This window comes from Nocardiopsis sp. iso_237 (assembly GCF_056173345.1).
The window spans coordinates 4,672,195-4,692,970 of record NZ_CM149669.1; the positions used below are offsets into that span (position 1 = coordinate 4,672,195).

Here is a 20,776-nt window from a genome sequence, read left to right on the forward strand (position 1 = left end):
GCTTCTTCCCTACCCGAGCGGCGACGTGCGCCACCGCCAACGGGTTTCCCGGGTCCGTCACCAGTAGACTGCACCACCGTGGTTACCAAGGGAACCGGCCGATACGGCCGCGACGTTCTGGCGGGAGACTGGCGACGACCCCGGAAGGGCGCGGTACGCGAGATACCCCTCAGCCATGACCTGGTCGTGGAGGACGCCGACGAGACCTTCTGCGGGGCGGTGGTGTCCTGGGACAAGGCCGCCGTGACCCTGGAGGACCGGGACGGGCGCCGCAGGGTGTTCGAGCTGGGACCGGCCGCGTTCCTGGTGGACGGTGAGCCGGTGACGCTGGTGCGTCCGGCGGCGGCACCCAGGGCTCCCCTGCGCAGCGCCTCGGGTTCGATCGCGGTGACCGACGCGCGGGCGCGCACGGCCCGGGAGAGCCGGATCTACGTGGAGGGCGCCCACGACGCCGAGCTGGTCGAGAAGGTGTGGGGCCACGACCTGCGCGTGGAGGGGGTGGCCGTCGAGTTCCTGGAGGGTGTCGACGACCTTCCCTCGGTGGTGGCGGAGTTCGCGCCGGGGCCGGGACGTCGGCTGGGGGTCCTGGTGGACCACCTGGTGCCGGGGTCCAAGGAGAGCCGGATCGCGGAGCGCGTCCGGGGCGCGGACGTCCTCGTGGTCGGTCATCCCTATGTGGACGTGTGGCAGGCCGTGCGTCCGGGTGCGGTGGGCATCGGCTCCTGGCCCGAGGTCCCCCGGGGCCTGCCCTGGAAGGAGGGCGTCGTGGACGCCCTGGGCTGGCGGATGGAGACGGGTGAGGCCTGGCGCCGCATCCTGGGTTCGGTCCGTGGCTACGGTGACCTCGAACCCTCCCTGCTGGGGCGGGTGGAGGAGCTCATCGACTTCGTCACGGGCCCGCACGCTCCGTAACACTAGGATTGTCCCGATCACATGGTCTGATGGGACCCCCGGAACCCCGTTTTCCGTTTCCTTCAGGCATCACGGCCTCCGGCCCTCCGCGGTCGTCGGTACGGCCCGACTCGTTCGGGCACAGCAAGCGCCCCCAACAGCGGAGTCAGGGAAGAGCATGAGCGAGACCCCGTCCAGCCGTCCGTCGCCGGACGACGCGCAGGGACAGCAGCAGCCGCAGGAGCCCGACCCGCAGAGCGGCGCCCAGCCCGGGTGGGAGCGGACGACCGGCGGCCAGCCGCAGGTGCGTCCTGACACCGAGACAGTGCGGGTCAGCGGGGCACAGCCCGGATGGGGACAGCCCGAGGCGCACGGTCAGCCCCACGCGCAGCAGGCCAGTGGCGCCCAGCCCGCCTGGGGACAGGCCTACGAGCAGACACCGGCCGCGCCCCAGCAGCCCCAGTTCCAGCCCGGCTGGGGTCAGGCCCCCGGTGGCCAGCCCCAGGCCCCGCAGCAGCCCGGATGGGGTCAGGCCCCCGAACAGGCGCAGCCGGGATGGGCGCAGCACACCGGCGGCCAACCGCAGGCGCAGCCCCACGGAGCGCAGCAGACCGGCGGCGCCCAGACCGGGTGGGAGCAGGCCCCCGCGCAGGCGCCTCAGCAGCCCGGATGGGGGCAGCCCGGGGCCCAGGCCGCCCAACCTCAGCAGCCCCCGGCGTACGGCCAGCCCCAGGCCCAGGTCCCGATGTACGGCGATCAGTCCGCCTGGGGACAACCACAGCAGCAGGCACAGCCCGCCCCACCGCAGCAGCCCGGATGGGGTCAGCCCCACGGCCAGGGGCAGGCGCAGCCGGGATGGGCACAGCACACCGGCGGCCAACCGCAGATTCAGCCCCCCGAGGCTCAGCAGGCCAGCGGGGCCCAGCCCGCCTGGGGACAACCCCAGGAGCAGGCACCTGGCGCGCCCCAGCAGCCCCAGGACGTCCAGGCACAGCAGAGCGGCGCGCAGACCGGTTGGGGGCAGGTCCCCGGTGGCCAGCCTCACACGCCCCAGCAGCCCGGATGGGGTCAGGCCCCCGAACAGGCGCAGCCGGGATGGGCGCAGCACACCGGCGGCCAACCGCAGATCCAGCCCCCCGAGGCTCAGCAGACCAGCGGCGCCCAGCCCGCCTGGGGACAGCCCCAGGAGCAGGTGCACGGTCAGCCCGGCTACGTCCAGCAGCCCCCGTCCTACGGTCAGCCCCAGCAGCCGCAGTTCCAGCCGCAGGCCAGCTACGGGCAGCAGTTCCAGCAGCCGCAGCAGGCCTACGGCCAGCCCCCGGCTCAGCAGCCCGCCGGTGGCGACAACGACGTCCTGGTCTCGATGCTCGCGCACCTGTCCGGGTTCGTCATCGCCTTCCTCGGCTGGATCCCGCCGTTGGCGATCTACTTCGCCAAGCGCAAGCTGTCACCGTTCGTCCGCCACCACGCGTCGGAAGCGGCGAACTTCCAGATCACTATGCTGATCCCGTACGTCATCGCTGGCGTGGCATTCTTCGGCTTGGGTATCTTTTTCCCCAGCCTGTCCTGGATCGGCTACCTTCTCATCGCCCTCGTGTGGATCATCTCCATCGTCTTCGGCGTTCTGGGAGCCTCCGGAGCCAACAGGGGAGCCTGGTCCCGCTACCCCGTGAGCATCCGGCTCCTGAAGTAGTCACCCGCGCCCACACACCAAGGAACCACCATGTCCTATCCGAACAACCCGAACCCCCACGACCCCTACGGTCAGGGTGAGTCCGGGGGCTACCCGCCCCCTCCCGGTTACCCGCAGCAGGGTGGCGTCCCCGGTGGTCCTCCCGTCCCGTACAACGGTCCGCAGAGCGGTGGCTACCCGCCGCCGCCCCAGGGCGGCTACCAGCATCCCGGCGGCTACCCCCAGGGCGGCTACCACCAGCCCGGTGGTTACCCGCCTCCCCACGGCGGTCAGTACGGCGGCTACCAGCAGCCGGGCGCCCAGGGCTACGGCGCCTACGTGCCGACCCCGGAGGAGCGCAGCTCGGCGAAGCTCGCGCACATCGGCGGCGGATTCCTCGGCTGGATCCTGCCGCTCATCGTCTACATCTCGAAGAAGGACGAGTCGCCCTACGTCCGGGACCAGGCCGCCCGGGCGCTCAGCTTCCAGCTGGTGATGCTGATCGGCTACGTCATCTCGTGGATCCTGGCGTTCATCCTGATCGGTTTCCTCGCGTTGATCGGCCTGGTGATCTTCTCGATCGTCTCCGGTTTCCGCGCGGCGTCGGCGGTGGACCGGGGCGAGTGGGCCCGCTACCCGATGGACGTCACCTGGGTGAAGTAGCCCGACGTTCCACACGTGAAGGAGGGGCCCGGCTTCCTGCCGGGCCCCTCCTTCGTGTCTGCCTCAGGTGAGGTCGCGGACCACGGCGTCCGCGAGCAGGCGGCCCCGCCGGGTCAGCGCGGCCCGCCCCTCGGAGTGCGCTCGCGGGTCCAGGAGCCCTTCACCGACCAGGCGTTCCGCTGCGGCCAGACCTGCGCTGTCCAGCAGTTCCAGCGAGCAGCCGCCGTCCACGCGCAGTTCCAGCAGGACGCGCTCGAACCTGCGCTCGGCCTCGGTGAGCACCTCGCGGGCCTGGGCCGGGCTGTCCCCGGCGGCCAGGCGGGCGGCGTAGGCGGCCGGGTGCTTGACGTTCCACCAGCGGGTACCGCCCACGTGGCTGTGAGCCCCGGGGCCGACCCCCCACCAGTGACCGCCGGTCCAGTAGAGCATGTTGTGCGCGCTGCGCCCCTCGACGGTGCGGGCCCAGTTCGACACCTCGTAGGGGCTGTACCCGGCCTTGGCCAGGGCCTCGTCGGCCATGAGGTAGCGGTCGGCCATGGCGTCGTCGTCGGGCTCGGTGAGCTCACCCCTGCGGACGCGGGCGGCCAGCCGGGTGCCGTCCTCCACGATCAGGGAGTAGGCGGAGACGTGGTCGGGCCCGGCGCCGATGGCGGCCTCCAGGGAGGCGGCCCAGTCGTCGTCGCTCTCCCCCGGTGTGCCGTAGATGAGGTCGAGGTTGACGTGCTCGAACCCGGCCTCGCGCGCCCAGGTCACGCACTGTTCGGGGCGGCCGGGGGTGTGGCCGCGCTCCAGGACGCGCAGCACGTGGGGGCGGGCGCTCTGCATACCGAAGGAGACACGGGTGAACCCGGCCGCCCTGAGACGGGCGAGGTAGTCGGGGTCGACCGTCTCCGGGTTGGCCTCGGTGGTGATCTCCGCGTCGGGGGTGAGCCCGAAACGGTCGCGGATCTCACCGAGGACGAGCCCGAGGTCCTCGGGAGAGAGCAGGGTGGGTGTGCCGCCGCCCACGAACACGGTGCTGACCGGGGGCCGTGCGCCGGTCAGCACCCGGTCGGCGAGGGCGACCTCGGCCGCCGCCTGCCCGGCGTAGGTCTCGCGGGAAGCCGTGGCGGTGCCGTCCCGGGAGACGAGTTCGTCGGCGGTGTAGGTGTTGAAGTCGCAGTAGCCGCAGCGGGTGACGCAGAAGGGCACGTGGACGTAGAACCCGAGCGGGCGTCCGCCGAGCTCGCTGAGTGAGGCTTCGGGGAGCTCCCCGGTCCGGGGCACGGGTTCGCCGTCGAGGGCTACGGATGGCATGACTCCAGTGTCACCGACCGGACGACGTGCCCTGACACCCCGGGGTCAGACCCCGTGGGCGGCGTCCTGGGGGTCGCGGCTCAGTGTGGAGGGGACGTCCAGGTGGCTCGGCGGCGCGGGCGGGCCGGGCACCGTGGCGGGGGCGGCCGCGGTGGAGCCGCGTACGACCAGTTCGGGGTCGAAGACGTACTCGGCGTGGGAGACGGAGTGGCCGGCGATCTCGTCGCACAGGGCCCGCACCGCGGCCATGGCCATCGCGTTGACGGGCTGGCGCACGGTGGTCAGCGGCGGGTCGGTGAAGGCGATGAGCTGGGAGTCGTCGTAGCCGACCACGGAGAAGTCCTGGGGGACGCGCAGGCCGTGCTGGCGGGCGGCGCGGATGGCGCCGAGGGCCATGATGTCGGAGCCGCAGACCATGGCGGTGACGCCGCGTTCGATGAGGCGTCCGGCGGCCGCGTGGCCGCCCTCCACGCCGAAGAGTGAGAGCTGGACGAGGTCGTCGCCGTCCAGGCCGTGCTCGGCCAGGGCCTGGTGGTAGCCCTCCAGCTTGCGGCGGACCGGGACGTAGCGCTCGGGCCCGCTGGTGAAGCCGATCCGGGTGTGGCCGAGGGCGACCAGGTGGTTGACGGCCAGGCGCCCGGCCTCGCGGTCGTCGGCGGAGATGAAGGCCGCCGGGATGGACTCGGTGTAGCCGTTGACCAGCACGATCGGCAGCCGCCGGGAGACGAGGGCCTGGTAGCGCTCGTGTGAGGCGGTGGTGTCGGCGTGCTTGCCGGAGACGAAGAGGATGCCGGAGACGTTGCGCTCCAGGAGGAGTTCCACGTACTCGTCCTCTGATATCCCGCCGGGGGTCTGGGTGCACAGGACCGGGGTGTACCCGCGCTGGGCGAGGGCGCCCTCGGCCGCCTGGGCGAACATCGGGAAGACCGGGTTCTCCAGCTCGGGGATGACCATGCCGACCAGTCCGGCGGAGCGCTGGCGCAGCCGGGCGGGGCGTTCGTATCCGAGCACGTCGAGCGCGGTGAGGACGGCCTTGCGTGTGTCACTTCCGACGCCGGGCTTGTCGTTGAGCACCCGCGAGACGGTGGCCTCGCTGACGCCTGCGTGCCGTGCGATGTCGGCAAGTCGTGGACCCATGTGGGCAACTCTAGTCGAGATTGCCGTCACAAGGACGAAAGTAAACGGTAATCTTGCGCAAGAACTTGCAGCCATGATCCGGAAGGACCCCCACAGATGAAGGACCAGTCGCACTGGTGGCGCGAGGCGGCCATCTACCAGATCTACGTGCGCAGCTTCGCTGACTCCAACGGCGACGGCGAAGGCGACCTCACCGGCATCCGCGAGCGACTCCCCCACCTGGCCGAGCTCGGTGTGGACGCGATCTGGCTGACCCCCTTCTACGTCTCACCCCTGGCCGACGGCGGCTACGACGTCGCCGACTACCGCGACGTCGACCCCCGGTTCGGCACCCTGGAGGACTTCGACGCCCTCCTGTCGGCCGCCCACGAGCTGGGCATCCGCATGATCATCGACGTGGTCCCCAACCACTCCTCCTCAGCGCACCGCTGGTTCCGCGAGGCCGTGGCCGCCGAACCCGGCAGCGCCGCGCGTTCCCGGTACGTCTTCCGCGAGGGCCGTGGCGCCGACGGCGAGGAGCCGCCCAACAACTGGAAGTCGATCTTCGGCGGTCCGGCCTGGACCCGCCTCAAGACCGCCGACGGCACCCCCGAGCAGTGGTACCTGCACCTGTTCGACTCCGAGCAGCCCGACTTCGACTGGAGCAACCAGGAGGTGCACGACGAGTTCGACGACGTCCTGCGCTTCTGGCTGGACCGCGGGGTGGACGGGTTCCGGATCGACGTCGCGCACGGCATGGTCAAGGATCCGGCGCTGCCCGACATCGACCCGGACGCCAAGGCCGACCTGCTCGACGGCAGCACCTCTCTGCCCTACTTCGACCAGGACGGTGTCCACGACATCTACCGCCGCTGGTCGCGCATCGCCGCCGGGTACCCGGGCGACCGGACGCTGGTGGCGGAGGCCTGGGTGGAGGACGCCCAGCGAGTGGCCCGTTACCTGCGCCCGGACGAGCTGCACCAGGCGTTCAACTTCGAGTACCTCACCGCACCGTGGGACGCCGCGCGCCTGCGTGAGGTGATCGACGGTTCCCTGGCCGCCAACGGCGCCGTGGGCGCGACGACCACGTGGGTGCTGTCCAACCACGACGTCACCCGGCACGTGACCCGCTTCGGCGGTGGCGAGCAGGGCCTGCGGCGTGCGCGCGCGGCCACCCTGCTGATGCTGGGCCTGCCCGGTTCGGTCTACCTCTACCAGGGCGAGGAACTGGGCCTTCCCGAGGTCACCGACCTGCCGGAGGAGTCCCTCCAGGACCCCACCTGGGAGCGTTCGGGCCGCACCGAGCGCGGTCGCGACGGCTGTCGCGTGCCCCTGCCCTGGGAGGGCGACACCGCCCCGTTCGGGTTCGGCCCCGAGGGCAGCACCCCGTGGCTGCCGGTCCCCGAGGCGTGGGCTGGGCTGACCCGCGCCGGTCAGCGCGGCGTGCAGGGTTCGACCCTGGAGCTGTACACCGCCGCCCTCCGTCTGCGGCGTGAGCTGGAGGCCCTGGGCGACGGCTCGATGAGCTGGCTGGAGGCGCCCGAGGGTGTCCTGTACTTCGAGCGTGAGCCCGGGGTCCGGGTGGCGGTGAACCTGACCGGTGACGCGGTCGAACTGCCCGCCTCCGGTGAGCTCCTGGTGGCCAGCGGCCCCGGCGCCCTGCTGACCGGGGGCACGCTGACCCTGGCCGCCGAGACCTCGGCGTGGCTGCGCGTCTGATCGGGCCGTGAGCCCGGGGTGCCGGACGGTGCGCGCACCGTCCGGCACCCGCCCCCCACGCGGGTTCTTCCTTCCACCCGCGTACCGCACCCCCGACCGCTCCCGTCTCCCGCCCCCGTGGCCGACCCCGCCCCTGCGGGCCGGCGGGCCGGGACGAGCGGAGACGATGGCCGAGGTCGCACGGCTGACCCGGTCGGCCGAGGGACGACGCCCCCACCCAGGGCGAGCGCGAAGCGACTCTCCGCACGCGGCGCCCCTTCCGTTTCCGGGGTGTTTCCACATCTTTATCCAGGGCTTCTGCAAAGCCTTTCAAAGACTGCAAGTTATTGCTAACGTCACATCACCACGCACGCCCGCGACGGACCCGGTCGGCCGGTGAACCGCGTGCACCCCACCTCCTCCAGTCCTCCCGGAAGGAAGACACCATGAGATCCCGCAGCGCTTCAGCGGTCGCCGGTATCGCCGCGATCGCCCTGACGGCGACCGCGTGCAGCGGCGACGGTTCCGAAGGGGACGACGGCGGGGCCGCCGAGGGCACCCTCGTCATCTGGTCCGACCCCGAGCGGGCCGACGCCATCCAGAGCGCGGCCGCCGAGTTCGCGGAGGCCAACGGCATCGAGGTGGACGTCCAGGGGCTGGCCTTCGACGACATCCAGGGCGACCTCCTCAACGCCCACCAGGCGGGCAACGCCCCCGACGTCTTCATCGGCGCGCACGACTGGACCGGCAACCTCGTCCGCAACGGCGCGGTCTCCCCGATCGAGCTCACCGGCGACCAGGCCGGGGGTGTGGACGAGACCGCCGTCGAGGCGCTCTCCTTCGACGGGCAGCTCTTCGGCGTCCCGTACTCGCAGGAGAACATCTTCCTGATGCGCAACACGGCGCTGGCCCCCGACGCCCCCGAGACCTTCGAGGAGCTCGTCGAGGTCGGCACCGAGCTCAAGGACGCGGGCGACACCAGCGAGGTCCTGGCCATGGCCGTCGGCCAGGAGGGCGAGCCCTTCCGGATGAACGCCCTGTTCACCTCGGCGGGCGGGTACCTGTTCGGGCAGGACGACACCGGCACCTGGGACCCCGCGGACCTGGGGGTGGGATCGGACGAGTCCGTCGCGGCCATGGAGAGGATCGCGGAGTACGGCGAGGACGGCGAGGGCGTGCTGCGCCGCTCCATCGACACCGAGAACGACGCCAACCTCTTCTACGAGGAGGAGGCCCCCTTCTTCATCGCCGGGCCATGGAACGTCGGTGACGCCAACGACGCGGGCATCGACTTCGAGATCAGCGCCATCCCCGGCTTCGAGGGCGGGGACCCGGCCAGCCCCTACATCGGCTACCACGCCTTCTTCGTCACCGAGGGCAGCCCCAACAGCGCCCTGGCCCAGGAGTTCGTGACCAACTACGTCACCTCCACCGAGTTCATCCTCAGCCTCTACGAGGCCGACCCGCGCACCCCGGTGCAGAACGAGGCCCTGGAGTCCGTCTCCGCCGACGACGCCGCCATCGCCGCGATCGCGGAGGCCGGCGCCGACGGCATGCCGATGCCGTCCATCCCCGAGATGGGTGAGACGTGGGACCCGCTGGGTCAGGCGCAGGCCCAGGCCATCGCGGGCGGGGACGTCCGTGAGGCCATGGAGGCCGCCCACGACACCATCGCTGAGCAGATCGGTCAGTAGAGGTGGCCGCTTCCAACCGCGACGGAGCGGGCGCCCCCTCCCCAGGGGCGCCCGCGCGTCCCCCGCTGCCCGGGGGTCGGTTCGCCGCCAACGGGTCGCTCGTCGGCCAACTCGTCAAGATCGCCCTGCTCAGCGTCTTCACCGCGTTCGGCGTGTGGGCGGTCCTGCCCCTGTACGTGGCGGGCAACTGGTGGGGCATGGGCCTGGTCGCCGCGGCGGTCGGCCTGGTCTACCACGTCTACCTGTCCAAGCGCACCGTCCCGGCGAAGTACCTGGTCCCGGGTGTGGTGTTCCTCCTGGCCTTCCAGATCCTGCCGGTGCTCTACACGATGAGCACCTCGGTGACCAACCTCAGCGACGGCCACCGGGGCGACAAGGCCCAGGCCGTCGCCGCCATCGAGGCGTTCTCGGTCACCCGGGACCCCGACTCCCCCGAGTACGTGCTCACGGTCGCCACCACCGGCGACCCCGGCACCGGTGAGCTGGCCTTCCTGCTCACCGACGGCGAGGGCCACGCGTACGTGGGCACCGCGGACGGTCTGGCCGACCTCGGCGGCGCCGACGTCGACCCGGCGGGAAAGGTCACCGACGCGTTCGGGTACACGATCCTCACCCCCGCCGAGGTGAACGCGCGCAGCGACGAGCTCCAGGAGTTCGCGGTCCCCACCGGCGACGGTTCGGGCATCCGCTCCAGCGGGCTGTCCAGCGCGTTCGAGGGCAGCGCCGTCCGGGTCTACGACCAGGGCTGCGACTGCGTGACCGACACCGAGACCGGCGAGGTCCACACGGCCGACGACGAACGCGGCGCCTTCTACAACGAAAACGGACAGCGGCTGGCCCAGGGCTGGCAGGTGAACGTGGGCCTCGACAACTTCGCCCGCTTCCTGCTCAACCCGACCTTCGCCAGCTCGTTCTTCGGGATCCTGCTGTGGAACCTGGTGTTCGCGGCGTCCGTCACCGGCCTGGTGTTCGTGGTGGGGCTGGCGATCGCCCTGACCCTGCACGTGCCCAGGATGCGCGGCAAGGTGCTCTACCGAGTGCTGGTGATCCTGCCCTACGCGATGAGTTCGCTGGCCATGTTCCTGCTGTGGCGGGACATGTTCAACACCGACTTCGGCCTGTTCAACCGGATGCTGGGGCTCCAGGTCGACTGGCTGGGCGACGTGTGGACCGCCAGGGCCGCCGTCATCCTCGCCAACGTGTGGCTGGGCTACCCGTACATGTTCCTCGTGGCCACCGGGGCGCTGCAGGCCATCCCGCGCGAGCTGGGGCAGGCGGCGCAGATCGACGGCGCGGGCCCCTGGCAGGCCTTCCGGCACGTGACCCTGCCGCTGCTGATGGTCGCCATGACCCCGATCCTCATCGCCACGTTCGCGTTCAACTTCAACAACTTCAACGCGGTGTGGCTGATCACCAGGGGCGGTCCGTTCTCGCCGGACAACCCGACGGCGGGCGGCACGGACCTGCTCATCACCTACACCTACCGGCTGGCGTTCAACGAGGCCACGGCCCAGTACGGGTACGCGGCGGCGCTGTCGGTGATGATCTTCCTCATCGTCTCCGTGATCTCCGTGGTCAGCCTGAGCCGGAGCAAGGCCCTCAAGGAGGTGGACCGATGACGGTCGGCGTTCCCGAAGCGGTGCGCGCGCCCCACACCCGGAGCGGCGCCACCCGGTTCGCGCTGTGGGCCCGGCGGCTGGGGTGGCGGCACGCGGTCATGGTGGTGGTCGTGGCCTTCGCGGTCTTCCCCGTGCTGTTCGTGGTCTCGGCCGCGCTCAACCCCCTCGGCACACTGAGCAGTGCCCAGCTGTGGCCGACCGGGGCGAGTCTGGACAACGCCCGGGACCTGTTCCGGAACACGCCGTTCACCACCTGGTACGCGAACTCGCTGTTCTTCGCGACCGCCAACGCGGCGGTGACGGTGCTGTTCTCGGCGCTGGCGGCGTACACCTTCAGCCGGATGCGGTTCAGGGGGCGAAGGGTGGGCCTGGTCGGCCTGCTCGTCATCCAGATGTTCCCGCAGTTCCTGGCGATCGTGGCCATCTACCTGATGTTCTCCAACATCGGTGAGCTCTACCCGGCGATCGGCTTCGACACCCGGTGGGGTCTGCTGCTGGTGTACCTGGGCGGTGCGCTGAGCATCAACACGTGGCTGATGAAGGGCTTCTTCGACACGGTGCCGAAGGAGCTGGACGAGTCGGCGCAGATCGACGGCGCGACCCACGCGCAGGTGTTCTTCCGGATCATGCTGCCGCTGGTGACCCCGGTGCTGGCGATCGTCGCCCTGCTGGTGTTCGTCTCCACCATCAACGAGTTCCTGATGGCCAGCGTGTTCCTGCGGGACACCGACGCCAAGACGCTGGGCCTGGGGCTGTACCAACTGGTCGCCTCGCAGCGCAACGCCAACTTCGGGATGTTCGCGGTGGGCGCGGTGATGCTGTCCCTGCCCACGCTGATCGTGTTCTGGTTCCTCCAGCGCTACATCAGCGACGGCCTGACCGCCGGGGCGGTCAAGGGGTAGCGAACGCCCGGCACACGACGAGAGGGGCGCCCCCGCGTGGGAGCGCCCCTCTCACTGTGCACCGGCCCGGTCGGCGGGCCCGGCCACTACTTCTTCTTCTTGTCCTCGGCGCCGCTGGTGTCGGTGGACAGCGCGGAGATGAAGGCCTCCTGGGGCACCTCGACCCGGCCGACCATCTTCATCCGCTTCTTGCCCTCCTTCTGCTTCTCCAGCAGCTTGCGCTTACGGCTGATGTCGCCGCCGTAGCACTTGGAGAGCACGTCCTTGCGGATGGCGCGGATGTTCTCACGGGCGATGACCCGGGCGCCGATGGCGGCCTGGACCGGGACCTCGAACTGCTGCCTCGGGATGAGCTCGCGCAGCTTCTTGGTCATCTCCACGCCGTAGGCGTACGACTTCTCCTTGTGGACGATCGCGGAGAACGCGTCGACCGGCTCGCCCTGGAGGAGGATGTCGACCTTGACCAGGTCGGCCTTCTGCTCTCCGATGGGCTCGTAGTCCAGGGAGGCGTACCCCTTGGTGCGGGACTTGAGGGCGTCGAAGAAGTCGAAGACGATCTCCGCCATGGGCAGCGTGTACCGCATCTCGACGCGGTCCTCGGACAGGTAGTCCATGCCCTGGAGCTCGCCGCGGCGGTCCTGGCACAGCTCCATGATCTGACCGATGTAGTCCGAGGGGCTCAGGACCGTGGCCTTGACCATCGGCTCGTAGATCCCGTCGATCTTGCCCGTGGGGAACTCGCTGGGGTTGGTCACCACGTGCTCGGCGCCGTCCTCCATGTCCACGCGGTAGATCACGTTGGGCGCGGTGGAGATGAGGTCGAGGTTGAACTCGCGCTCCAGCCGGGCCCGGGTGATCTCCAGGTGGAGCAGGCCCAGGAAGCCGCAGCGGAAGCCGAAGCCGAGGGCGGCGGAGGTCTCCGGCTCGAAGGCCAGGGCCGCGTCGTTGAGCTGGAGCTTGTCCAGGGCGTCCCGCAGCACCGGGTAGTCGGTGCCCTCGATCGGGTACAGCCCCGAGAACACCATCGGCTTGGGTTCCTGGTAGCCGCCGAGCATCTCGGAGGCGGGCTTGGACAGGGAGGTGATGGTGTCACCCACCTTGGACTGGCGCACGTCCTTCACGCCGGTGATGATGTAGCCGACCTCGCCCACGCCCAGGCCCTGGCTCTTGGTGGGCTCGGGCGAGCTGACACCGATCTCCAGGATCTCGTGGGAGGCCTTGGTGGACATCATCTGGATGCGCTCGCGCGGGCTGAGGTGACCGTCCACGACCCGCACGTAGGTGACCACGCCGCGGTAGGTGTCGTAGACCGAGTCGAAGATCATCGCGCGGGCAGGGGCGTCGGCCTGGCCGACGGGTGGCGGGATCTGGTTGACGATCTCGTTGAGCAGGTCCTCGACGCCCTCACCGGTCTTCGCGCTGACCTTGAGCACGTCGGAGGCCTCGCAGCCGATGATTCCGGCGAGTTCCTCGGCGTACTTCTCGGGCTGCGCCGCGGGGAGGTCGATCTTGTTCAGGACCGGGATGATGGTGAGGTCGTTGTCCAGCGCCATGTAGAGGTTGGCGAGGGTCTGGGCCTCGATGCCCTGCGCGGCGTCGACCAGCAGGACCGCGCCCTCACAGGCGGCCAGGGAGCGCGACACCTCGTAGGTGAAGTCCACGTGGCCGGGGGTGTCGATGAGGTCGAGCGTGTACGTCCGGTCGTCCAGCGCGGTGAACGGGATGCGCACGGCCTGCGACTTGATCGTGATGCCGCGCTCGCGCTCGATGTCCATGCGGTCCAGGTACTGGGCGCGCATCTGACGGTCCTCGACGACGCCGGTGATCTGGAGCATCCGGTCGGCCAGCGTCGACTTGCCATGGTCGATGTGCGCGATGATGCAGAAGTTGCGGATCAGCGCGGGATCGGTCCAGTTCGGCTGTGCCACCGTGCTCCGTTCACAGGGTTGGGTGTGGGTCGTCGTGCGCCTGGGGTGGCGCCGCCCCGCCGGGCTCGTCGGTGGAATGTCCATCCGGCCACGGCATCGTCCATCATCCCACGGCGCCGAGACCGTCCTCACCGGAAGCGGCCGGTGAGGATACGGCAGTATGGGCGCGAGCGCGGGACCTGGGTCCAGATTATGCGACCTGGGACCGGAAACGGGCGATGCGGGTGCCCAGGGGACGAGGGCGCCGGACGAGAGCGGGTGGCGTACGGGTGAAGTGGCTTCTGAAGCGGTTGCTGGCGGGTGTGGCGGCGGTCCTGGTCGTGGTGGTGGGCGCCGGTGCGCTGCTGGCCTACCAGTACTCGGGGTCGCCCGAGGAGTGGGCCGCCTCGCAGAATGCTGACGCGGCGTGGGTGGGCTCGTGGGAGGACACCGGGGCGCTGGAGACGCTGCTGGGCACCGGCGCGGTGAGCACGCTGTACGTGTACGCCGGTGAGGTGGACGCGGAGGGCGCCGTGGAGCGGGTGCCGGACACCGGGGCGCTGCTGTCGTGGCTGGACGCGAACCACCCCGAGGTGGAGGCGCTGGCCTGGCTGCGGCACGTGGAGTCGGGCTCCTCGCTCATCCGGGACCGGTTCGACGCCCCGGCCCGGGAGGCCCTGGCCCCAGCCGTCGCGGAGGTCGGCGCGGACGGGTTCGACGGGGTGCACCTGGAGATCCGCCCGGTGACGGTGAACGACCCGTCCCTGCCCACCCTCATGGAGATGGTGCGCGAGGAACTGGACGAGGACGCGCTGCTGTCGGTGCAGGCCCACCACGTGGAGCTGGCTCCGGGCGGCAGGGTGCCGTCCTTCGTCGCGGGTGGCGAGGAGAAGTACTGGTCGAAGGGGTACCTGGACCGGGTGACGGAGCACGCGGACCAGGTGGTGCTGCCCGGGGTGGGGGCGGACATGCCCACGGCGGGGCTGTACGGCGGATTCATGGTGCGGCAGGTGACCGAGGCGGTGACGGCGCTGCGCACCCGCGAGGACGTCACCGTGAGGTTCGGTGTGCCCGCCTACGAGAGCGACCAGTGGGGGCCGGTCACCGAGAACGAGACCGCGCTGACGGCCCTGGCCGCCGTCCGGCTGGGGATGTCCCGTGTGGAGGAGGTCCCGGAGAGCATGGCCCTGGGTGTGTCCCTGTACCTGGTGGACGAGGCGGACGAGGACGACCTGACCGCCTACCGGACCGCCTGGCTGTCCCCGGTGGGCGAGCCGTGACGGTTCCGAGTGGTCCGCCCGGTACGGCATACTGAGAAGTCCGTGTCTCGGACTTCCACGTTCGAATTTGAGCCCTGTGGACTCACACACACCCTGCGTCGGCGCCCACGCAGGCCTCTCATGGAACGGCTGCCCATGGGATGAGCCGCCTGTTCGACCGACGCGAAGATCACAGTAACTGGAGCACGTTTTCGCATGGCGAACATCAAGTCGCAGAAGAAGCGCATTCGGCAGAACGAGAAGGCTCGTGTCCGCAACCAGGCGGTGCGCTCTTCCCTGAAGACGGCCGTTCGGAAGTTCCGCGAAGCTGCCGAGGGCGGGAACGTCGAGCAGGCCGTCGTCGCGCAGCGCGAGGCCGCTCGCGCCCTGGACAAGGCCAGCAGCAAGGGCGTTATCCACAAGAACCAGGCCGCGAACCGCAAGAGCGCGATCGCCAAGCGCCTGCACGACCTTCAGTCCGCCTAAGGGGCTCAAGGCACAAGGCTTCGCGAGGGCCCGGTCCACCAGGACCGGGCCCTTCGTCGTGCCCGGGTGTCCCGGACCGGCGGCCGACCGCCCCTGAGGCACTGGTACCCGGTCACGAGAGACCCGCCCCTGTCAGGCGAGCGCCACCTGAGGCACCGGGAACCCACCCGACAGTCACCGCTCCGATCCGTACCCATTCCTGAGCCCCACGGGTTCGGGGCCTTGTGAGACCCAACCGCGAGGGAGTTGTCCACAGGTTGCGTCAGTGCCCCTGGAGCCGGGGCGCGGATCCTGGTTGGCTCGATATCGGGGGAGCCTCCTTCTCCGCCCGCACAGGCCTGCCCGGAAACAACTCCGACCCCGCGCCGGGGAGTTATCCACAGGTGGAAACCGGCCGATGACAGGGCGATCCGGCGTCCCTAGCGTTGGATGCATGACCGCTTCGCGCCGGTCACGGCGCACACCTCCCCTGTCAGCCCCCGAGGAACGTCTCCGCGGCCTCGGGCTGGACTCCTCCCCCGCCGTCCAACCCCCACGCGACCACGCCTCAGGCAGCCTCTCCGATCCCGCCCCTGCGGTGGTGCTCCCCCGGCCTCCCTACGCGGTGGACGGGGCCGAGAGCCCCTACATCCCCGAGGAGCGGCCCTCGGGACGCAGCGGGCACTGGACTTCCCTGTCTCCACCCGGCCCGCTCTGGAACGGAACCGCCGGGCCCCCGAGCGAGACGGAGCGGCCGCCGGGGGACCCTCTGGACCCGGAGACGGCGCCCACCGTCCGGATCACGCCGAACCCCGTGGCCGAACCCCCTCCCCCGCTGTCTGCCCGGGAGGCCCCGCCCCCGACGGATGCGGAGGGAGGCCCGTCCCCCTGGGCCCGTGAGCTCACCGGCGCGAACGGCGCGTTCTCCTCAGCCCTCTGGAACAGCGCCTCCGAGCGGCACGACGAAGGCCCCCAAGGTGACCCGGCGGACGACCACACGAGCCGGGGTCCCGGGGATCCACCGAAGGTCCGGAACAACGCGGCAGGACAGCAGCACGGTGGGGTCACACCTTCCGTCCACGACCCGGTCACCGGGCCCAGCCCCGCCCCTCGCATCAACGATCCCGACAAACGCGACAGGAGCCTCGGGGGACACACGACTGTCGCGGCAGCGGGGACGCCGGAATCCATCCCCGACGAGGACCCGGGCGGACGGCAGCGACGGGGCGCGGCGGTCCGACCGCCGTCCGGGTACACGGAGCTGACCCCGGAGACACCCGACTCGGTCCTGGAGCGGGTGGCCGAGAGTTGGGGCTCCCGCTCGTCGCTGTCCCGGCGTGCGGTGGTGGCCCTGCTGGTGCTCGGACTGCTCGCCGTGGCCGGGGCCCTCCTGGTCGTGCGCGATCGTCCCGAAGAGGTGGTCGTGCCCGAGCTGGCGGGCCAGGCCTCCCCCGCCGGACAGGACGCGTCCGAGGAGCCCGCGCCCGGAGGTGACGGGGCAGCCGGGGAACCGGGCGGGGACGTGGTGGTGCACGTGGGCGGTGAGGTCGTCGAGCCCGGTCTGTACACCATGCCTGGCGGATCACGCGTGGCCGACGCGGTGGAGGAGGCGGGCGGTCCGCTGCCCGAGGCCGACCTCGACCTGGTCAACCTCGCCCGGCCGTTGACGGACGGAGAGCGTGTCCTGGTGGGGGTCCCCCAACCGGACGGCGGATCGGGTGAGGGACCCGAGGGCGGCGGGCCCCTCGTCGACATCAACCTCGCCGGGCAGTCGGAGTTGGAGACGCTTCCCGGGATCGGACAGAAGAAGGCCCAACAGATCCTGGCGCACCGGGAGTCGCTCGGCGGCAGGTTCGGCTCCACCGAGGACCTGCTGGGTGTCGACGGCATCGCGGAGAAGACGTTCCGGACTCTCGAACCCCACGTGACGGTGGGGTGAGGCGGCGTGGTCAGCTGGCTGGGGACCGACGCCCACGGTCTGGACCGGCCACCGGACCTCAGGCTGCTCCTCCCCGCCGTCGCCGCCTGGTTGGCCGCCCTCGGCGCACTGGCCGCCCCGCCGTGGTTGGCGTGGTCGTTCGCTGGAGTACTGGGTTGCGCCGCGCTGGTGGCGCTCCTGGTGACCCATCCCGCGTGGGAGTCGTCGGCGTTGGCGCTGGTCGCCACGTTGGCCTGTGGCGCGACGGTGGCGGCGGTGGCCGGTGTCCACGTGCACCGGACGGCCGTCAGCGCCGCATCGGCCGCCGTGGAACACGGTGGTGAGACGGCCTTCCGCGCGGTGGTCTCCACCGATCCCCGTTCCAGGGCGGGGCTGCCGCGTCCCGGCCGGGCCGAGTGGGTGGTGCGGGCGCGCACCGCGTGGGTCCGGGTGGACGGGGTGGAGCGCGTGTCGCGCGCGCCGGTGGTGGTACTGGCCTCCGGGCCCGAGTGGGAGGACCTGCTCCCCGGGCAGTCCTTCGAGGCGCGCGGCACCTTCCTGGGCTCGGACGACGACCAGCTGACCGCCGCCCTGGTGCTCGTGCGGGGTCCCCCGGAGGAGGTCGGCGCGCCCGGTCGGCTCCAGGAGTTCGCCGACGGGGTCCGGGCCGGTCTGCGCGAGGCCTCGGCGGGGTTGTCCCAGCCCGAGAGGGGTCTGCTCCCGGCGCTGATCGTCGGTGACGTGTCGGCGCTGCCGGAACGCACGGCCGAGGACTTCCGGGCCACCGGGATGACCCATCTGCTGACCGTCAGCGGTGCCAACCTCGCGATCCTCACAGGGTTCGTCCTGGGGGTGGCGCGGTGGGTCCGTGCTCCCACCTGGTGCTCGGTGTTGGGTGGCGCCCTGATGATCTGGGTGTTCGTCCTGGTGTGCCGACCGGAGCCGAGTGTGGTGCGGGCGGCGTTCATGGGTTCGCTGGGTCTGCTGGCCTTGGCCACCGGGCGGGCGCACGCGGGGATGAGAGCCCTGTGCGTCACCGTGGTGGGGGTGCTGTTCGTGGCCCCCGGCCTGGCCTCGTCCTACGGGTTCGCGCTGTCGGTTCTGGCCACGGCGGGGATCCTGGTGCTCGTGCCCGGATGGTCACGGGCCTGGTCCGAGCGCTGGCCGCGCCCGGTGGCGGAGGCCTTCGCCGTCGCGGTGGCCGCCCAGGTGGCGGTCGCGCCGGTGTTGGTGCTGCTCTCCGGAGAGGTGTCCTGGGTGGCGGTCCCGGCCAACGTGCTGGCCGCGCCCGTGGTGGCGGTGGTGACCGTGGCGGGTTCGGTGCTGACCGCCCTGGCCTCGGTGTGGCCCGGGGCCGCCGCGTTCCTGGTGCCCCTGCCCGGTCTGGGGGTGTCCTGGATCGCCTTCGTGGCCGAGACCGGCGCACGGGTCCCCTATGGCGCACTGCCCTGGCGGTCGGACGTGGTGGGCGGCCTGTTGTTGGCCGTGGTGCTGGTGGTGCTCCTCCTGGCCCGAGGTCTGACCCGGCGCGTACTCGCCGCCGTGGCGGTCGCCGTACTGGTCCTGGGGCTGGCCGCGCGCTGTGTGCCGGGAGGGTGGCCGCCCCCGGGCTGGGCCGTGGTCGCCTGCGACGTGGGCCAGGGGGACGCGTTCGTGCTGTCCGTGGGACGAGGGGAGGCGGTGGTCTTCGACACCGGGGACGACCCGGACCTGGTGGACGGCTGCCTGGACCGGTTGGGGGTGCGCGCGGTGCCGCTGCTGGTCCTCAGCCACGACCACGCCGACCACGTCGACGGCACGCCCGGTGTGCTGCGGCACCGGAGGGTTCCGGCGGCGCTGGCCCCGCCGGGTTTCGGTGCGGGCGCGGCGGGCCGACTGCTGGCCGAGGAGGGGGTGGAGCTGAACGAGGCCGAGCGGGGGCAGCGGTTCCGGGTGGGCCCGTGGCTGCTGCGGGTGCTCTGGCCGAAGGCCGGGTTCGTGGGATCGGTGAACGACACCTCCGTGGTCGTGCGCGCCGACGGGCCGCACATGTCGGTGCTGCTCACCGGGGACATCGAGATGGAGGCCCAGAGCGCGCTGCTGCGCGAGCCGGAGCGGGAGCTGCTGTCGGTGACGGTGCTGACCACCCCGCACCACGGCGCGAACACCCAGGTCCCGGCCTTCCTCGCCGCCACGGAGGCGACGGTGGCGGTCACCTCCGCCGGACGGGAGAACTCCTACGGCCACCCGACCCCGTTCACGGTGGGTGTGCTGGAGGGGATGGCCCGGGTGCACGCCCGTACCGACCTCGACGGGGACGTGGCCGTCCTGGGCGGGCCGGTGCGGGTGGCCAGCCGTGGCCCGGGACCCGATCCGTAGGCCCAGGGTGATCCGTGGCGCGGACCGGTGATCGGGCACCGGTTGGTCGGTGGGGCGTGGCATCCTCGTTGTATGCCTGCACCCGCCCTCATCACGCTCATCGTCGGCGACGAGGAGCTCCTCGTCGACCGTGCCGTGGCCTCCGTCGTCGCCTCGGCCCGCGAGGAGGACCCCGAGGTGGACGTCCACGACCTCGTTCCCTCCCAGGTCGGCCTGACCACCCTCGTGGAGGTCACGTCCCCCTCGCTCTTCGGTGACCGCCGGGTGGTGGTACTCCGTTCCTCCCAGGACCTGGTCAAGGACCTGGCGGCGACCGTCACCGACTACCTCAGGGCCCCCGCCGACGACGTGTTCATGGTGCTCACCCACGCGGGCGGCGCCAAGGGCAAGGCGTTGCTCCAGGCGGCGGTCAAGGCCGGGGCCCAGCGGGTGGACTGCAAGGGACCCACCAAGGGACCCGAGCGGGTGGCCTTCGTCAAGAGCGAGTTCTCCTCGGCCGGACGGCAGATCACCGGGGACGCCGCCCAGGCGCTGGTGGACGCGGTCGGCACCGAGCTGCGCGAGATCGCCGCGGCCTGCACCCAGCTGATCGCGGACACCGAGGGCAGGGTGGACGCGGCGGCGGTGGCCAAGTACCACTCCGGCAAGGCGGAGGCCTCCGGTTTCACCGTCGCGGACCGCGCCGTGGAGGGGCGTCTGCCCGAGGCCCTGGAGCAGCTGCGCTGGTCCCTGGCCGTGGGCACCGCCCCGGTGCTCATCAACAGCGCCCTGGCGGGTGCCGTGCGCGGGATCGCGGTGGCCGCCCAGCCTCCGCGCGGCGTGAACGAGGCGGAGCTGGCCAAGCGGGCCAAGGTTCCGCCGTGGAAGCTGCGCACCCTGCGCCAGCAGGCGCGCGGGTGGAGCGCCGCCGGGGTGACCCGCGCGATGGCGGTGATCGCGGAGACCGACGCGCTGATCAAGGGTGCCGGACGCGATCCCGAGTACGCGCTGGAGCGCGCGGTGATCGAGATCGCCCGCGCCCGGGGCACCCGCTGAGCGGAACCGGTGCCCGCCGGGCCCTGAGCGCGGCGGGCCGGCGTGGCGAGCCGATCTGGGTTCGACGAAGACTCCCCCCTGCGGAGCCCCGGGAGTCCCAGAGAGCTTGACCTTCCGGGCACCATGGAGATCGCCCGCGCCCGGGCAGCCACCGAGTGGATCTCGGGGCGCCGGTCATCACGCAACCCCGGGTGGAACTCGAGGCCCCGAGCTCGGGTTCGCAGGGCCCGGGAAGCTGCGCCCTTCCTGGCCCCGCAGACGGCGCGAGCACGCACTCCAGGAA

General features: G+C 71.4%; 16 protein-coding genes. 12 read left to right on the plus strand and 4 right to left on the minus strand.

Going from position 1 to position 20,776, the window contains the following annotated elements:
• The first annotated feature begins 78 nt into the window (after positions 1 to 78).
• Complete coding sequence (locus AC0VYM_RS21255; protein WP_475454850.1) at positions 79 to 912, plus strand: DUF3097 domain-containing protein; 834 nt, start codon at positions 79 to 81, stop codon at positions 910 to 912.
• Between the two features lie 145 nt (positions 913 to 1,057).
• On the opposite strand, the gene AC0VYM_RS21260 is transcribed toward AC0VYM_RS21255, so the two are convergent.
• Positions 1,058 to 2,266, minus strand: coding sequence for a hypothetical protein (locus AC0VYM_RS21260; RefSeq protein WP_475454852.1), 1,209 nt, complete (start codon positions 2,264 to 2,266; stop codon positions 1,058 to 1,060).
• Here AC0VYM_RS21260 and AC0VYM_RS21265 point away from each other — a divergent pair.
• Entirely contained in the window at positions 2,255 to 2,584 is a 330-nt protein-coding gene (locus AC0VYM_RS21265) for a DUF4870 domain-containing protein (RefSeq protein ID WP_475454854.1), read from the plus strand. The two genes, AC0VYM_RS21260 and AC0VYM_RS21265, sit on opposite strands and share 12 nt — an antisense overlap.
• 30 nt (positions 2,585 to 2,614) lie before the next feature.
• Positions 2,615 to 3,226, plus strand: coding sequence for a DUF4870 domain-containing protein (locus AC0VYM_RS21270; protein ID WP_475454856.1), 612 nt, complete (start codon positions 2,615 to 2,617; stop codon positions 3,224 to 3,226).
• 63 nt (positions 3,227 to 3,289) lie between these two features.
• On the opposite strand, the gene hemW is transcribed toward AC0VYM_RS21270, so the two are convergent.
• Entirely contained in the window at positions 3,290 to 4,522 is a 1,233-nt protein-coding gene (gene hemW / locus AC0VYM_RS21275; protein ID WP_475454858.1) for a radical SAM family heme chaperone HemW, read from the minus strand.
• A 45-nt stretch (positions 4,523 to 4,567) separates the two neighbouring features.
• Positions 4,568 to 5,659, minus strand: coding sequence for a LacI family DNA-binding transcriptional regulator (locus AC0VYM_RS21280; RefSeq protein WP_475454859.1), 1,092 nt, complete (start codon positions 5,657 to 5,659; stop codon positions 4,568 to 4,570).
• 96 nt (positions 5,660 to 5,755) lie between these two features.
• On the opposite strand from AC0VYM_RS21280, the gene AC0VYM_RS21285 reads away from it, so the two are divergent.
• The 4 genes from AC0VYM_RS21285 to AC0VYM_RS21300 all read left to right on the plus strand — a co-directional run bounded on the left by AC0VYM_RS21285 (position 5,756) and on the right by AC0VYM_RS21300 (position 11,551).
• Positions 5,756 to 7,357, plus strand: coding sequence for a glycoside hydrolase family 13 protein (locus tag AC0VYM_RS21285; RefSeq protein ID WP_475454861.1), 1,602 nt, complete (start codon positions 5,756 to 5,758; stop codon positions 7,355 to 7,357).
• Between the two features lie 425 nt (positions 7,358 to 7,782).
• A complete protein-coding gene (locus tag AC0VYM_RS21290; RefSeq protein ID WP_475454863.1) occupies positions 7,783 to 9,030 on the plus strand; it encodes a sugar ABC transporter substrate-binding protein in 1,248 nt (415 codons plus the stop codon).
• Positions 9,031 to 9,032: 2 nt separating this feature from the next.
• The gene (locus tag AC0VYM_RS21295; RefSeq protein ID WP_475454865.1) at positions 9,033 to 10,649 is read left to right on the plus strand and encodes an ABC transporter permease subunit; all 1,617 of its coding nucleotides are present in this window, start codon (positions 9,033 to 9,035) and stop codon (positions 10,647 to 10,649) included.
• Positions 10,646 to 11,551: a sugar ABC transporter permease gene (locus AC0VYM_RS21300; protein ID WP_475454867.1), complete on the plus strand. Its 906-nt coding sequence runs from the start codon at positions 10,646 to 10,648 to the stop codon at positions 11,549 to 11,551. Before AC0VYM_RS21295 ends, AC0VYM_RS21300 begins: the two co-directional genes overlap by 4 nt.
• A gap of 86 nt (positions 11,552 to 11,637) precedes the next feature.
• On the opposite strand, the gene lepA is transcribed toward AC0VYM_RS21300, so the two are convergent.
• The gene (lepA, locus tag AC0VYM_RS21305; protein WP_475454868.1) at positions 11,638 to 13,479 is read right to left on the minus strand and encodes a translation elongation factor 4; all 1,842 of its coding nucleotides are present in this window, start codon (positions 13,477 to 13,479) and stop codon (positions 11,638 to 11,640) included.
• 269 nt (positions 13,480 to 13,748) lie between these two features.
• Between lepA and AC0VYM_RS21310 the strand changes: the two genes are divergently transcribed.
• The 5 genes from AC0VYM_RS21310 (at position 13,749) to holA (ending at position 20,493) form a co-directional block, all read left to right on the plus strand.
• Complete coding sequence (locus AC0VYM_RS21310) at positions 13,749 to 14,738, plus strand: hypothetical protein (RefSeq protein WP_475454870.1); 990 nt, start codon at positions 13,749 to 13,751, stop codon at positions 14,736 to 14,738.
• 195 nt (positions 14,739 to 14,933) lie between these two features.
• On the plus strand, positions 14,934 to 15,203 hold the full coding sequence (gene rpsT, locus AC0VYM_RS21315) for a 30S ribosomal protein S20 (RefSeq protein WP_475454872.1): 270 nt from the start codon (positions 14,934 to 14,936) through the stop codon (positions 15,201 to 15,203).
• 433 nt (positions 15,204 to 15,636) lie between these two features.
• Positions 15,637 to 17,121, plus strand: coding sequence for a helix-hairpin-helix domain-containing protein (locus AC0VYM_RS21320; protein WP_475454874.1), 1,485 nt, complete (start codon positions 15,637 to 15,639; stop codon positions 17,119 to 17,121).
• 6 nt (positions 17,122 to 17,127) lie between these two features.
• Positions 17,128 to 19,458 (plus strand): ComEC/Rec2 family competence protein, encoded by a 2,331-nt coding sequence (locus tag AC0VYM_RS21325; protein ID WP_475454876.1) that lies wholly within the window; start codon positions 17,128 to 17,130, stop codon positions 19,456 to 19,458.
• Positions 19,459 to 19,530: 72 nt separating this feature from the next.
• Complete coding sequence (holA, locus tag AC0VYM_RS21330; RefSeq protein ID WP_475454878.1) at positions 19,531 to 20,493, plus strand: DNA polymerase III subunit delta; 963 nt, start codon at positions 19,531 to 19,533, stop codon at positions 20,491 to 20,493.
• The last annotated feature ends 283 nt before the right edge of the window (positions 20,494 to 20,776 follow it).

Excerpts from the sequence above, each read along its gene's own strand:
- AC0VYM_RS21265 (WP_475454854.1), top strand. The coding sequence starts at position 2,255 with ATGCTCGCGCACCTGTCCGGGTTCGTCATCGCCTTCCTCGGCTGGATC.
- AC0VYM_RS21270 (WP_475454856.1), top strand. The coding sequence starts at position 2,615 with ATGTCCTATCCGAACAACCCGAACCCCCACGACCCCTACGGTCAGGGT.
- hemW (WP_475454858.1), bottom strand. The coding sequence starts at position 4,522 with ATGCCATCCGTAGCCCTCGACGGCGAACCCGTGCCCCGGACCGGGGAG.
- AC0VYM_RS21280 (WP_475454859.1), bottom strand. The coding sequence starts at position 5,659 with ATGGGTCCACGACTTGCCGACATCGCACGGCACGCAGGCGTCAGCGAG.
- AC0VYM_RS21285 (WP_475454861.1), top strand. The coding sequence starts at position 5,756 with ATGAAGGACCAGTCGCACTGGTGGCGCGAGGCGGCCATCTACCAGATC.
- AC0VYM_RS21290 (WP_475454863.1), top strand. The coding sequence starts at position 7,783 with ATGAGATCCCGCAGCGCTTCAGCGGTCGCCGGTATCGCCGCGATCGCC.
- AC0VYM_RS21300 (WP_475454867.1), top strand. The coding sequence starts at position 10,646 with ATGACGGTCGGCGTTCCCGAAGCGGTGCGCGCGCCCCACACCCGGAGC.
- rpsT (WP_475454872.1), top strand. The coding sequence starts at position 14,934 with ATGGCGAACATCAAGTCGCAGAAGAAGCGCATTCGGCAGAACGAGAAG.
- AC0VYM_RS21320 (WP_475454874.1), top strand. The coding sequence starts at position 15,637 with ATGACCGCTTCGCGCCGGTCACGGCGCACACCTCCCCTGTCAGCCCCC.
- holA (WP_475454878.1), top strand. The coding sequence starts at position 19,531 with ATGCCTGCACCCGCCCTCATCACGCTCATCGTCGGCGACGAGGAGCTC.